Raw genomic sequence first — 14,765 nt, forward strand, 5'->3', positions numbered from 1 at the left:
TAATCTTTTTAAATAAAATATTCTTAATAAACGAAAATTGCTCTTTCGCTCATCATTTCATTTACTTCGTTAGCAACCTCTTCGATAACTTCTTCACTTGTGTGATTTGTTAATACTCTATCGATTAATGCAACGATAGTTTCCATGTCGTCTTCAACTAAACCACGAGTTGTGATTGCTGCTGTTCCTACACGAATTCCTGAAGTTACAAATGGTGATTTATCATCAAATGGAACCATATTTTTATTTACAGTAATTTCAGCTTTTACCAATGCATTTTCAGCTTCTTTACCTGAAATTCCTTTATTTCTAAGGTCAATTAACATCATGTGATTGTCAGTTCCTCCAGAAATAATATCGTATCCTCTTTTTACGAACGCTTCTGCCATAGCATTTGCATTCTTTTTTAATTGCATTGCATAAGTAAAGAACTCATCTTGTAATGCTTCTCCAAAAGCAACCGCTTTTGCAGCAATAATATGCATTAAAGGACCTCCTTGGTTACCAGGGAATACAGCTAAGTCTAATAATGCAGACATCATTCTGATTTCTCCTTTTGGATTTGTTAATCCTAGTGGGTTTTCAAAATCTTTACCCATCAAGATTAAACCTCCACGTGGTCCACGTAATGTTTTATGTGTTGTAGTAGAAACGATATGACAATGAGGAATTGGGTCATTCATTAATCCTTTAGCGATAAGCCCTGCTGGATGTGAGATATCTGCAAATAAGATTGCTCCTACGCTATCTGCAATTACTCTAAAACGCTCAAAATCCATATCACGAGAATAAGCCGAAGCTCCTGCGATGATTAATTTTGGTTGCTCTTTAGTAGCAATTTCTTGAATTTTATCATAATCTAAACGTCCTGTCTCTTTATCTACACCATAAAAAACCGGAGTATATAAACGTCCCGAAAAGTTTACTGGAGACCCGTGAGTTAAGTGACCACCGTGAGATAAGTCAAATCCTAAAATTTTATCTCCTGGCTTTAAACATGCATGATAAACAGCAGTATTTGCTTGTGATCCTGAATGTGGTTGTACGTTTGCGTAAGTAGCTCCAAATAACTCTTTAGCTCTATCGATAGCAATTTGCTCAATAACGTCAACTACTTCACAACCTCCGTAGTATCTTTTGCCTGGATAACCTTCTGCATATTTATTTGTTAAAACAGAACCAGCTGCTTCCATTACCTCATCACTTACAAAATTTTCTGAAGCGATTAGTTCTAATCCGTGAATTTGTCTGTCTTGTTCTTCAAGAATAAGATCAAAAATTTGTTCGTCGCGTTGCATTTTTTAGTTTTTCGTTAATTTGATGCAAAAATACAAAAAAACGTTTGTCAAACTGTTAGATTATGATATATTTGACATAGAATTTTTCAACAAATAATTAACATGCACATGCCGATAACTGCCAACGATACTAAACGAAAATCATGGTTAGATGTACCAGAGAATAGTGACTTTCCTATTCAAAACATTCCCTTCGGTGTTTTTCTTACCAAAGAAAATATAGTAACGGTTGGAACAAGAATTGGCGACTACGCCATAGATTTAGGTGCTTTGCAACAATTAAGCTATTTCTCAGGAATTGATTTAACTGATGATATGTTTATGCAAGACACTCTAAACGATTTCATTTCTGATGGAAAAAAAACTTGGAGATTGGTTAGAAACCGTATTGCCGATATATTTGACATCAACAATTCACAATTAAGAGATTCTACAAAAGATAGAGATATAGTCATTTTTAAAATTGATGATGTCGAAATGCAATTACCTGTTTTAATTGGTGATTATACCGATTTTTACTCAAGCAGAGAGCATGCTACCAATGTAGGTAAATTGTTCCGTGATCCGGAAAATGCTTTGTTCCCAAACTGGTTACACATTCCTGTAGGATACCACGGAAGAAGTTCGACCATTATTCCTTCTGGAATTCCTGTACACAGACCAATGGGACAAACACTTCCTAATGGAGAGAACTCTCCTGTTTTTGGTCCATCAAGATCTATTGATTTTGAACTAGAAACAGCATTTATTACAACTGATGCTAACATAATGGGAGAACCTATTCCTGCTTATGAAGCCGAAGAATATATTTTCGGAATGGTTTTATTGAATGACTGGAGTGCACGCGATATCCAAAAATGGGAGTATGTACCTTTAGGACCTTTCTTGGCTAAGAACTTTGCTTCTTCTATTTCTCCTTGGATTGTTACCATGGATGCTTTAGAACCATTTAGAACCAAAGGACCTAAACAAGACCCATCTCCGCTTCCTTACTTACAAACTAAAGGAAAGAAAGCTTTTGATATCAATTTAGAAGTTTCTATTAAACCATTAGATAAAGAAGAAACTGTAGTTTCCAGATCGAATTTTAAATATATGTACTGGTCGATGAGTCAACAATTAGCACATCATACCTCTAATGGTTGTCGTGTTAATTCTGGCGACATGATGGGTTCTGGAACAATATCCGGACCTACTCCAGACAGTTGTGGATCTATGCTGGAACTAACTTGGGGAGGAAAAAATCCTTTAAAGTTAAATGATGGTAGCGAACGTAAATTTATCGAGGATAACGATACTGTAATTATGAGAGGATATTGCGAGAGCAATGAAGTTCGTATTGGTTTTGGAGAAGTTTCAAGCCAATTACTTGCTCCTTTCGTGAGACAATGAAGAGATCTTGATTCAGAATAATAAAAAAACGCATTGAAAATTTTCAATGCGTTTTTTTTATACTTTTTTCCCAAAACAAAAAAGAAGGCTTTTGCTACAAATTTACTTCGTCTGTTCGACTTTCAGTCTCGAGTCAAGAAAGTATTTTTAGGTCTTTGATAAAGAGTTACTAACTTAAATTGTCTATAAAAGGACACGGATGATACGGATTTACAAAAGTAAAGTCGCGGATTAAAACTGATTTAAAAACAATCAAAAATAAAATCCGTTTTAATCCGTGTTTTCGCCTTAGCGAATCCGCATAATCCGCGTTACTTTCGCAAAGAGTTAGATAGAATTAAACGATTTTTTTTTAAACCCTTTTAATCTGTGGCATAAACTTTTCAGAATTTATATTGGTATTTGCTGACTTAAACAATGTAATGTTCCGAATCCCCAAATAAAATCAACACAATTAATTCCGATTACTTCTCTATCAGGGAAACATTCCGAGAGGATATTAAGTGCTACGCGATCATTACTATCATTAAAAGTAGGAACTAAAACGCAATTATTCAGAATTAAGAAATTAGCATAACTTGCTGGCAATCTTAAATCTTCAAAGTCTATTCGCTTAGGCATTGGCAAAGCAACAATTATTGGAGATTTTCCGTTCTCTAGCTTTGCATTTTGCAACCTTTTTAAGTTATCCTGCAAAGGTTCGTAGTTTGCATCATTTTTATCGGTTTCTACAATCGTAACAATTGTATCTTCGTTTACAAAACGACACAAATCATCAATATGCCCATGTGTATCATCCCCTTCTATTCCATCTCCTAACCAAATAACATTGGTTATTCCAAGATATTCTTTAAAAACAGCTTCGTAATCTTCTTTGGTAAAATTTGGGTTTCGAACTTGGATACTTGGGTGCATCAAACATTCTTCTGATGTTAATAAGGTACCTCTTCCGTTACTATCAATCGCACCACCTTCTACAATAACTGGTTTCCCTTTATACATTACTTGTGTAAGCGGAATATCTAAAACATCAGCAACTTTAGCTGGAACAAATTTATCTAATTGATAATTTTTATATTTAGCCCAACCATTAAAATTAAAGTTTAATGCTTCTCTTTTATCTCCATTTTTAACCACAATTGGTCCAGAATCACGCATCCAACTTCTGTTAGTCTTATGAACAATATAAGTAACATTGTTTAAATCTACACGTGCTCTTTCGAGCATATCATTCACTTTAGCTTTTAAAACTTCATCGGCAACTACCAAGAAAACAGCTTCATAAGTAGCTACTTTTTTTATAAACTCTACAAAAGCCCATTGAACTGCCTCGTATTTCCCTGGCCAATCTTTACCATTATGAGGAAAACACAATACAATACCTTGTTGTTTTTCCCATTCAGCAGGAAATCTTCTATTATTCGTTGTCATAAAAAGGTTCTAAATTAAAAAAAGCAAAGATAATCATTCGTAACTTTTATCATTGTGCAATATTCATTTTTTCCTCTCCTTATAATATATATATTCTCTAAAATAATTAAAAATACAATACTAATAAAGCAATCTTACTCTAGCCAAAGCCCTAAAACATGGGAATTATATAATACCGATAGAACACTCTTTTAAAATCATTACTCTAATTTTATGTTGAGTTTAAAAAATAGAGCTCACAAAAATCAAATTAAACAAATGATATCATGAAAAAGAAATTAGCTTCCGTATCGCTTTTATTACTATCCGTGGCAGCAGGTGCCCAAAACATGGCAACAACTTCTGCCCAACCTTCAGTTGAAAAAAATCCGTATAATAAATGGTCTATCGAATTAAATGGTGGTATAAACAAACCAACCAGAACAATGACCGAAGGGTATTCGACTGCTACACTTAGCCCATTTCATGCAGATTTAGGGGTAAGATACATGTTTAATCCAAAGTTTGGTTTGAAATTCGATTTTGGATATGATCAGTTTAAAGAACGTGATGATACTCCCGACTTTGAAGGCAGACAATTAAGAACAAGCTTGCAAGGAGTTATAAACCTTGGTAGAGCTTTAAACTTTGAAACCTGGACTAATACTTTTGGTCTGTTAGCACATGGTGGATTCGGAGTTTCTCAATTAAGTTCTGACACAGGTTTTGACGGAAAAGATTACACAGGTCACGGAATTCTTGGTCTTACAGGACAAGTTAGACTTAGTAATAGAATTGCTTTAACTGGAGATCTTACCGGAATCGTTAATGGAAGACAAAATTACAATTTCGACGGGATGGGCCCAACAACAAGTGGTAGCTTTGACGGCGTATTATTAAATGCTTCTGTAGGTTTAACTTTCTACTTAGGTAAAAACGAAAAACATGCCGATTGGTATTCTGAAGACAACGACAAGTACAACAAATTAGAAGAAAGAGTTGGTCTTATCGAAACAGGTCTTATCGATAGCGATAAAGATGGTGTAGCCGATTTATATGACTTAGAACCAAATTCTATTGCTGGAGTTGCCGTAAATACCAAAGGACAATCTATTGACAACAATCAAAATGGTGTTCCAGATGAATTAGAAAGTTACTTAGATAAAACCTACGGGCAAAAAAATACTACCGCTACAAACAATACTGTTGAGGAGTTAATTAACGGAGGATATGTAAACGTTTATTTTGACTTTAACTCATCAAAACCAACAAATGCGTCTTTATCTGGTGTTGACTTTTTAGTTAAATACTTAAAAAACAATCCATCAAAAAGTGCTGATATCGTAGGTTATGCTGACGAAATTGGAAGCTCTAGCTATAACACTGAGCTATCTAGAAAAAGAGCTGAAGCTGTGAAAAAAGTAGCTTTAAATGCTGGAATCGATGGATCTAGATTAAATGTTATTGCTAACGGTGAAGATACTTCTGTGAATAAAAATTCTAAAGAAGCTCGTCAAATCGTAAGAAGAGTTACTTTCCAGGTAAAATAAATTTAATTTTACTTTTAGAAACAAAAAAAAGGACAAAATGTAAATTTTGTCCTTTTTGCTTTTATATAAATCAACTCAATTAGTCGATTGCTCTTTTAGTAATATCTCCAAAAGCATCTATTCTTCTGTCTCTAAAAAATGGCCAGTTCTGACGTACATTTTCTTGTAAATCTAAATCAACTTCAGCAATAAGAATTTCTTCTTTATCATGTGACGCTTGCGCTAAAATTTCACCTTGTGGACCTGCAATGAATGAAGCTCCCCAAAACTGAATTCCATCTGTACCATCTATATATTGTTCTAAACCAATTCTATTAGCAGCAGCAACAAATACACCATTTGCAACAGCATGTCCTTTCATCACGTTCATCCAAGCTCCATATTGGTTTTCACCATATTGCTCTTTCTCTTTTGGATGCCATCCAATTGCTGTTGGGTAAAATAATACTTCAGCACCTTTTAAAGCTGTAATACGAGCAGCTTCCGGATACCATTGATCCCAACAAATTAATGTTCCTATTTTTCCTTTTTTTGTTTCAATAGCTTGAAAACCTAAATCCCCAGGTGTAAAATAGAATTTTTCGTAAAAATGTGGATCATCTGGAATATGCATTTTACGGTATAATCCAGCTTCAGATCCGTCTGTATCGATAATATAAGCACTGTTGTGGTATATTCCTGCCATTCTTTTTTCGAAGAAAGGAACAATTATAACTACACCTAATTCTTTGGCTAAAGCACTAAATGCAATAAATGAAGTACTATATAATGGTTCTGCTAAAGCAAAATTATCAACATCTTCACTTTGGCAAAAATAATGACTGCTATATAATTCTGGCAATAATATAACTTCGGCACCTTTATTTGCAGCGTCTTTTACCCAACTGATACACTTTTTCAAGTTGTTTTCGGCAACATCATTAAGGTTCAATTGAATAACAGCAATTTTATATTTCTTATTCGGCATGACTTAAAATTTTTAGACTGCAAAAATAGTTAATTTTCTAGATAGTAACAGAAAACCGTTTTATAAATATTTCTTTTCAATGTTTTTTGATAAAAGAAATAAAAATAAAACGGTTTTTAAATTAGCTATATAAAGCATTACGCTTTTAACAGCTATTTACTTTTATTGAATAAACTATTCAATAACAACTTTCTGTATCACGAATTCTGTCTCTGATTTTTTGAATTTTATTTCAAAAGTTCCAGCAGTAGCCGATTTAAATTTATAGATCGTTTTTTTAGGATCCGGAACTTGTGTAGTACAAACTCCTGTTGGATATTTAACCTCAACTTGTAATCCTTTGTCTTTACCAATTGTTACATCAGAAATTTTACTGAATTCTCCACAAGTATTATCTACTATATAAGTTACATCATAACTAAGTTCCTCATTTAATTTTCCAGTTGTAGGACCTTTTACTTCTGTTGCCAAAGCACCTTTTATTACAAACTCAGGAGTTGGTGGTTTTTCTTCCTCTTTATCATCATCATTGCTGCATGCAATAAATGCTGTTGACAAGAATAATACGACTAAAACTGTTTTTAATTTAAAATTTTTCATATAAATAATTATTGTTGTTAATTATAACATAGATGCAAATAGATTACTATGGTTGCTTCATAAAAATGTTAAAAAAACCAAACAAAACAACAAATACTTAAAAATCAACAAATTAATAATTTTAAAATTTTCATTTTTGGCATAAAAAAACACCAGCCGTTAGACTGATGTTCCTTAATAATTGCTTTTTTTATTTATTCTGCTACTTCTTTTTTAGGAAGTATTTTTTTAATTAGAGTTACAATCGCTAAAACCACAAAACCGATTACAAGTCCGATAGTAAACTCTTTTACGATAGAAGGTAATTGTGGAACTAAATGATGGAAAAAATCAATATTATGTACAAATATACCTCCTGCTACCAGAATTAAAGCGATTGTACCAATTACTGATAAACTCTGAATCACTTTTGGAAGTGCCTGCACTAAAAAATTCCCTATAGTTTTTGATATACTACGTTCTTTTTTACTAAGCTGAATAAGTTTTAAACCTAATTCGTCCATTCTTACAATAAGCGCAACAATACCATACACTCCAATTGTTGCTACTACTGCAATTATCGAAACAACCATAATTTGCGTTAGAATAGGTTTTTCTATTACAGTTCCTAATGCTATAATTACTATCTCGACAGATAATATAAAATCGGTTACTATTGCTGATTTTATTTTTTCTTTTTCGGCAGCTAAAATTTCTTCTTCTGAAAAAGTTTGTGCTGTAACCTCAATTTTTGCGTGTTTATGCGGAAAGAAAAATTCAAATATTTTTTCGGCTCCTTCATAAGCTAAAAAAGCCCCACCAAGTACTAAGATTACAATAATTGCTACTGGAAAAAAGGCACTTAATAAAAATGCTATTGGCAAAATGATAAGTTTATTAATAAACGAACCTTTACCAATCGCCCATAATACAGGTAATTCTCTTGAAGAAACAAATCCTGAAGCTTTTTCGGCATTAACCGCCAAATCATCTCCTAATATACCTGCTGTTTTTTTTACTGCAACTTTACTCATTACCGCAACATCATCCATAATTGCTGCAATATCATCTAATAGAACGAAAAAACCTGATGCCATATCTTTGTTTTAAAAATTGCGCTATCTCTTTGTGTAGGGCACAAAAAAATAATTGACACATTTTGTTATTTTGTGCGAATCTAATACTTTTTGTTTAAATCTCTTTCTTCTGATTTAATCAAATATTTTCAATCTGACTTTCTTTAACTACATTGCCCTAAAAGCAGCCAGATGATTACAAAAACGAAAATAGTACCAAAACACCCGCTACCTAGCTTTTTGGCTCCATAACCTGCTATTAACCCTCTAAATATGTTGTTCATAATATTTATTTTTAAGTTTTTATATCGTGTTAATTCTAGTTTAACTCAGCCTACGTAAAGGTGAGAACTTAATTAGATTTTTTTTTATAATAATTTAAAAAAAAGTTTCATTATTTACTGATTGTCAGTTTTTACAAAAAAAGCACCAGTCTTTCGACTGGTGCTTTCAAACTACTAAAAATTAAATATTAATTAGCCAGTTCTGGTGTTTGGTTTCTAAAAACCAATTTACCATCAAAAGCATCTAATAAAATAATACTATCTGTTGTAATCTTTCCTGCCAAAATTTCTTTTGACAATTGATTTAAAACATCTCTTTGTATAACTCGTTTTACTGGTCTTGCACCAAATTGCGGATCAAATCCTTTATCTGATAAATAAGCAACTGCTTCTGGAGTTGCATCCATTGTAATTCCTTGCAAAGCCAACATTTTGGTAACGCTTTTTAATTGTAAACCAACAATTTGTTTAATATTGTCTACTGTTAAAGGCGGGAACAACACAATCTCATCAATACGGTTTATAAATTCCGGACGTACTGTTTGTTTTAATAAAGCAAGCACTTCGACTTTTGCAGCCTCTGTGGCAGCTTCGATTCCACCTTTTAGGTTTTCAAATTTTTCTTGTATAATCTGGCTTCCCATATTCGAAGTCATGATGATAATCGTATTTTTAAAATCGGCCAAACGCCCTTTGTTATCAGTCAATCGTCCTTCATCTAATACTTGTAATAAAATATTAAATGTATCTGGGTGCGCTTTCTCAATCTCATCTAACAAAATTACTGAATACGGTTTTCTACGTACAGCTTCAGTTAATTGCCCTCCTTCATCATATCCTACGTATCCTGGAGGTGCACCTACTAATCTACTCACACTATGACGTTCTTGATACTCACTCATATCAATTCTGGTCATGGCATTTTCATCATCAAAAAGATACTCTGCCAAAGCTTTTGCAAGCTCTGTTTTACCAACCCCGGTAGTTCCTAAGAACAGGAATGTACCCACAGGTTTTTTCATGTCTTGTAAACCAGCTCTGCTTCTTCTTACAGCATCACTTACTGCTTCAATTGCTTCTTCCTGACCTACTACACGTCTGTGCAACTCATCTTCAAGATGCAATAGTTTTTCTCTTTCTGTTTGAAGCATTTTCATTACTGGAATACCAGTCCATTTTGCCACAACTTCGGCAATATCTTCTCTGGTAACTTCTTCTTTTATCATAGAATTTCCAGATTGGTATTCATGCATTTGTTTCAATAAAACATCCAGTCTTTCTTGAGCTTCCTTAATTTTACCATAACGAATCTCAGCTACTTTTCCGTAATCACCATCACGTTCTGCACGATCTGCTTCATGTTTAAAGTTTTCAAGCTCTAATTTTACAGCCTGAATTCCATCTACTACATCTTTTTCAGATTTCCATTTAGCGTAGATTTCATTACGTTCTTCTTTCAAGTTAGCCAATTCCATGCGTAAAGCTTTAAGCTTGCTTTCTTCTTTCTCACGTTTTATAGCCTCAATCTCAATTTCTAACTGCATTATTTTTCTATCCAAAACATCTAATTCCTCAGGTTTTGAATTGATTTCCATACGCAATTTAGACGCAGCTTCGTCCATTAAGTCAATCGCTTTATCTGGTAAGAAACGATTGGTAATATAACGTTGAGAAAGCTCAACAGCAGCAATAATTGCTTCGTCTTTTATCTGAACTTTATGATGTGTTTCATACTTTTCTTTGATTCCACGTAAAATTGAAATCGCACTTTCGGTATCCGGCTCTTCGATTATAATTTTTTGGAAACGACGTTCAAGCGCTTTATCTTTTTCAAAATATTTTTGGTATTCATCCAAAGTTGTTGCACCAATCGCTCTTAATTCTCCACGAGCCAATGCTGGTTTTAGGATATTAGCCGCATCCATTGCACCTTCACCTCCACCCGCTCCTACAAGTGTATGAATCTCATCTATAAACAAGACGATATCACCTTCGGCTGCAGTAACTTCTTTTACTACCGATTTTAATCGTTCTTCGAATTCCCCTTTATATTTTGCCCCAGCAATTAATGCTCCCATATCTAGCGAAAACACAATTTTATCCTTTAAGTTTTCTGGCACGTCACCATTAACGATTCTTCGTGCTAAACCTTCGGCAATTGCAGTTTTACCAACTCCAGGCTCACCAATTAACATTGGGTTATTTTTAGTTCGACGTGTTAAAATTTGTAATACACGTCTAATTTCTTCATCTCGTCCGATAACAGGGTCTAATTTTCCTGTACGTGCTAATTCATTTAAGTTTTTAGCATATTTGTTCAAAGAATTATATGTTTCTTCGGCAGATGCTGAAGTTACACGTTCTCCTTTACGTAATTCTTCAATAGCAGCTTTTAAGCCTTTACCTGTTACTCCTTGATCTTTTAAGATTTGAGCAACTTTACTTTTTGAATCAAAAATTGCAAGCATTAAATGTTCGATTGAAACATATTCATCGTTCATTTTTTGTGCAATAATTTCCGCTTCGTTCAATGCTTTATTCGCATCTCTGGAAAGCATTACATCTCCTCCCGAAACTTTTGGGAAGCTTTGTATGGTGCTATCTAGAATTTGAAGAAATAAAGGCACATTTACATTGAGTTTTTTCAAAATAAATGGCGCCACATTTTCATCAACTTCAAAAATAGCCTTGAAGATATGTTCATTCTCTATTTGCTGTTGACCATTTTTTTGGGCCAATTGCTGAGAGAGCTGAATTGCTTCTTGCGATTTGATTGTAAATTTATTTATGTTCATCTTTATTTGATTTATGATTTATGATTCTATTTTAATAAGTAACTTTGTTTATTATTTCTCAAATTATATTCCACAACAATAAAACAGACAAAATGACGCTTAAAATTTGATTTTTATCATTTTTAAACGACAAAAAGTCATAAATAACGACAAAATATGAGTTTTTTATCATCACTATTCGGAGATTCTGATCAAAATAAATCATCAGAAACCAAAATAAACTGGATTCCCTTAACAAGTTTGGAGCAATTAGACGAAATCGAAACGGCATCTAAAGATAAGCAAATTCTTATATTCAAACATAGTACAAGATGTAGTATTAGCCGAATGGCACTAAAACAATTTGAAAAAGAGTTCGATTTGGACAATAAAGTTAATGCTTATTTTCTTGATTTAATAGCGTATCGTGATGTTTCGAACGAAATAGCTTCTCGTTTTAACGTTGTTCACCAATCTCCACAATTATTACTTATCAAAGACGGAAAGTCAATATATAATGCTTCTCATAGCGATATTGATGCTGAAGTATTGAAAGAGAAAGTTTAATTTTCAATAAAACTAAATGGATATCCAATCAATTTATCAAAAAACAATAATTTTTGCTACCCTTAAACATTTAGAAAACAATCAACTCATTCCTGATTCTCAACTACCTTATGTTGTCCATTTAAGCAATGTGGCCATGGAAATTTTAATTGCTTCAAATAACACAAAGGAATTTGACATAAATTTTGCTATTCAAATTGCGTTATTGCATGATACTTTAGAAGATACAGCTACAACATTTGATGAATTAGAACTTGAATTTGGAATTGAAATAGCTGAAGGTGTTTCTGCCCTCACTAAGAATGGTGATTTACCAAAAGAAGAAAGAATGCTTGATAGTTTGAACCGAATTTTACCCCAAAGAAAAGAAGTTTGGGCTGTGAAATTAGCAGATAGAATAACAAACTTACAAAAACCTCCTAAAAGCTGGGATAGTCCTAAAAAAAGAAAATATAAGGAAGAAGCTGAAACAATTTTAGAAAAATTAAAAGGAGCAAATCAATATTTAGAAAATCGTTTGCTAATAAAAATACAAGAATATGAATCTTATATTGATTAAAACATTCCTGTTAACAGAAATGTTTTAATCTGTTTTTTTTTAATTAAAAACTCCCTCCTGAGCCTCCTCCACTAAAATCTCCTCCTCCAAACTCCATTGGTGATTCTTCTGGTTTCATTTCCGGTTTTAAATTAAAAGTAGAAGCTATAATCAAGGCTTCGGCATTTAGTAATGAATTTGAGCTATCGATACGATCTGGTTTAAATGTTATTCCTTTTTCATTGTCCCTTATCTTTCTTATCACAAAATAAGTAAAGGCAAAAAGCAATAAACCTCCAAAAGTCAAGGCAACTTCTACTGGCAAAACATGATGATAGGTTCTAAAAGTAAAAATTGAAAAACAAAAGGCTAAAAAACCTATCCAAAGTAAGATTCTGTCTTTATTGCGTAATCCAAAAAACAAATAAAGAACCGGAACTATAAACGTGAAAGTCCAAAAGAATAACGAAAAAGGAACATCTGGACTTAACTCATAATACATCCCTGATAAAAAAGCCGAAAACTCTCTTACAACCATATAATTCCCTGAAAAATACAAAACAATTAAACTAAAATTTTTCATCAAAAGTATGCCGTTGTAATAAAAAGGTTCTGCTAAATCCTTAAGAAGTTTTTTACTAACAAAATACATTCCGATTGCATAAATCATTAATACAAACGGTAAGAAAAGACTCCCCAGCTCGATATACTTAAAGACAAAAAATCCTAATGTTGTGGTTAGTGCTAAACAAAAAATTAATGCTGAAGATAAATGTATATAACGCAGATATAATAGTAAAGAAACTACGGTTACTGTAATCATACAAGATAGCACATCTAGGTCTGTAACTCGAGATATACTCATTACAAAAGACATTATAACTGCTGCCGCCAAAGTTAATTGTGCTCCTAGTACAAAGGCATCATCTAAGCCATATCCATAATATTTTTGCTTTGCTAAAAATTCAGTTCCTGCAAATCCTATTATTGCATATACATAAAGTAAGACCACTAAATAATCATCATTATAAGTAAGTCCAAAAATAGATAATAACCCACAAATAGATGAATATAAAAATGCTCCTAACAAAAAGAACCCAATACGTATTAATATATTATCCTGACTTTTAAGAACTGGTAATTCTTTAGAAACTGTATCTAATTGCTCTTTAGTAATAAAATTAGCTTTTTGTAATTTCTCAGCCTCATTGACCAAGAAAATATTCTTCAATAAATCCTTATTGTATACTATCATTTGCTTTTTGTTTATTGAAGTTTTTAATTAATTTGATAAATAATATAATCGAAGCTACTAAATATAAAGGTGTTGCAAATAATAACAATCCGTAAAATTCGTAAGCATTTATAAAATCTAATATTTTAAAACCTACGATATTTACACCAATGTATCCGTATATTATTGTGAATACAAATAATGAAATTGCAGGGATTTGATAACTTACATTATAAAAATAATAGGTAGAAGCGCCTAAAACAATTACAAAAATCGGCCAATAATCTTGAAATAAATTATTGATTGCAGCAATACTTATTAGATGTAATGCATAGGTAAGATAGATAAAATTGAAGTGCGTTTTTAAGCTAATCTTTGCGCTATAAATTGTCCAAAGGACTAATAATCCTCCTAATATAATTGCTGAATAACTTAAGGTATCTGTAGTATAAAAATCATTGCTTAGTAATGTTTGCGGACTTACTGAAAGTCCTATATAAGCAGCTAGTCCTGTTACTGCAATTGTTAGGGCACTTTTGTTATCAAAATAATACGCACAAAAGAAACTTATAATTGTAGGTACTAATGTTGCTAAACCATAATGGGTACCAAATAGCTGATATTGAAACTGAATATAACCTACAAAAATACAACTGAGGATTGTTGCTGTAAGGACTAAATATTGTAAAACGGGGTTCTCAAAACTAGAATCTTCTTTTTGAAATCCTTTTGATTTTTTAAAGCAAAAGTAAAAACAAATTACCGTTACGATTAATAATAAAGATAAAATAGCTACATGCCCTATTGTATCGATGTTTTGATAAATTAAGATTCCGATTCCTGTTGTAAATAACAAAACCGACAGATACAAGAACAACTTTAATTCGTTATGCAGCGAAAAAATCCCTAAACTACGATAGGCTTTTACCTGTATAAATTGTTCTTCGGTAATTAAGTTGTTCTCAAAAAGTTTTTGAGTTGCCTGTTCATCAAATTGTGTCATACTATTACTTTAAGATAACTATGTATCAAATATATGTATTTAGTATGAATTTTCTGTTTTCAATAAAAAAGGTTTTAACCAAAAAAAAACGCT

General features: G+C 32.5%; 12 protein-coding genes. 4 read left to right on the forward strand and 8 right to left on the reverse strand.

The features are described 5' to 3' along the window. Positions 1-23: 23 nt before the first annotated feature. On the reverse strand, positions 24-1,298 hold the full coding sequence (glyA, locus tag ACJ6WR_RS01810) for a serine hydroxymethyltransferase (RefSeq protein WP_035620988.1): 1,275 nt from the start codon (positions 1,296-1,298) through the stop codon (positions 24-26). 108 nt (positions 1,299-1,406) lie between these two features. On the opposite strand from glyA, the gene fahA reads away from it, so the two are divergent. Next, positions 1,407-2,690, forward strand: a complete 1,284-nt coding sequence (gene fahA, locus ACJ6WR_RS01815) for a fumarylacetoacetase (RefSeq protein ID WP_323489282.1) — start codon at positions 1,407-1,409, stop codon at positions 2,688-2,690. Between the two features lie 390 nt (positions 2,691-3,080). On the opposite strand, the gene ACJ6WR_RS01820 is transcribed toward fahA, so the two are convergent. Continuing rightward, the gene (locus tag ACJ6WR_RS01820; RefSeq protein ID WP_409416897.1) at positions 3,081-4,121 is read right to left on the reverse strand and encodes an agmatine/peptidylarginine deiminase; all 1,041 of its coding nucleotides are present in this window, start codon (positions 4,119-4,121) and stop codon (positions 3,081-3,083) included. A gap of 266 nt (positions 4,122-4,387) precedes the next feature. Between ACJ6WR_RS01820 and ACJ6WR_RS01825 the strand changes: the two genes are divergently transcribed. Then, complete coding sequence (locus tag ACJ6WR_RS01825) at positions 4,388-5,650, forward strand: OmpA family protein (RefSeq protein WP_039113031.1); 1,263 nt, start codon at positions 4,388-4,390, stop codon at positions 5,648-5,650. Between the two features lie 79 nt (positions 5,651-5,729). Here ACJ6WR_RS01825 and ACJ6WR_RS01830 read toward each other — a convergent pair whose 3' ends face one another. The 4 genes from ACJ6WR_RS01830 to clpB form a co-directional block, all read right to left on the reverse strand. Continuing rightward, a complete protein-coding gene (locus ACJ6WR_RS01830) occupies positions 5,730-6,617 on the reverse strand; it encodes a carbon-nitrogen hydrolase (protein WP_035620980.1) in 888 nt (295 codons plus the stop codon). A gap of 174 nt (positions 6,618-6,791) precedes the next feature. Further along, a complete protein-coding gene (locus tag ACJ6WR_RS01835) occupies positions 6,792-7,217 on the reverse strand; it encodes a hypothetical protein (protein WP_039113034.1) in 426 nt (141 codons plus the stop codon). 194 nt (positions 7,218-7,411) lie between these two features. Next, complete coding sequence (locus tag ACJ6WR_RS01840) at positions 7,412-8,293, reverse strand: DUF808 domain-containing protein (RefSeq protein WP_409416898.1); 882 nt, start codon at positions 8,291-8,293, stop codon at positions 7,412-7,414. A 451-nt stretch (positions 8,294-8,744) separates the two neighbouring features. Beyond that, positions 8,745-11,351: an ATP-dependent chaperone ClpB gene (gene clpB / locus ACJ6WR_RS01845; RefSeq protein ID WP_409416899.1), complete on the reverse strand. Its 2,607-nt coding sequence runs from the start codon at positions 11,349-11,351 to the stop codon at positions 8,745-8,747. Positions 11,352-11,507: 156 nt separating this feature from the next. Here clpB and ytxJ point away from each other — a divergent pair, with 156 nt between their 5' ends. Then, positions 11,508-11,897: a bacillithiol system redox-active protein YtxJ gene (gene ytxJ / locus ACJ6WR_RS01850; protein ID WP_039118298.1), complete on the forward strand. Its 390-nt coding sequence runs from the start codon at positions 11,508-11,510 to the stop codon at positions 11,895-11,897. A 16-nt stretch (positions 11,898-11,913) separates the two neighbouring features. Then, positions 11,914-12,456 carry an HD domain-containing protein gene (locus tag ACJ6WR_RS01855; protein WP_409416900.1) on the forward strand — a complete coding sequence of 181 codons (543 nt, stop codon included), beginning with the start codon at positions 11,914-11,916 and terminating at the stop codon, positions 12,454-12,456. A gap of 43 nt (positions 12,457-12,499) precedes the next feature. Here ACJ6WR_RS01855 and ACJ6WR_RS01860 read toward each other — a convergent pair whose 3' ends face one another. Then, positions 12,500-13,690, reverse strand: coding sequence for a hypothetical protein (locus ACJ6WR_RS01860; RefSeq protein WP_409416901.1), 1,191 nt, complete (start codon positions 13,688-13,690; stop codon positions 12,500-12,502). After that, on the reverse strand, positions 13,674-14,672 hold the full coding sequence (locus tag ACJ6WR_RS01865) for a DUF2157 domain-containing protein (protein ID WP_086895708.1): 999 nt from the start codon (positions 14,670-14,672) through the stop codon (positions 13,674-13,676). The genes ACJ6WR_RS01860 and ACJ6WR_RS01865 overlap by 17 nt, the downstream gene beginning before the upstream one ends. Between the last annotated feature and the right edge of the window lie 93 nt (positions 14,673-14,765).

This window comes from Flavobacterium sp. PS2 (genome assembly GCF_046250155.1).
Lineage (GTDB): Bacteria > Bacteroidota > Bacteroidia > Flavobacteriales > Flavobacteriaceae > Flavobacterium.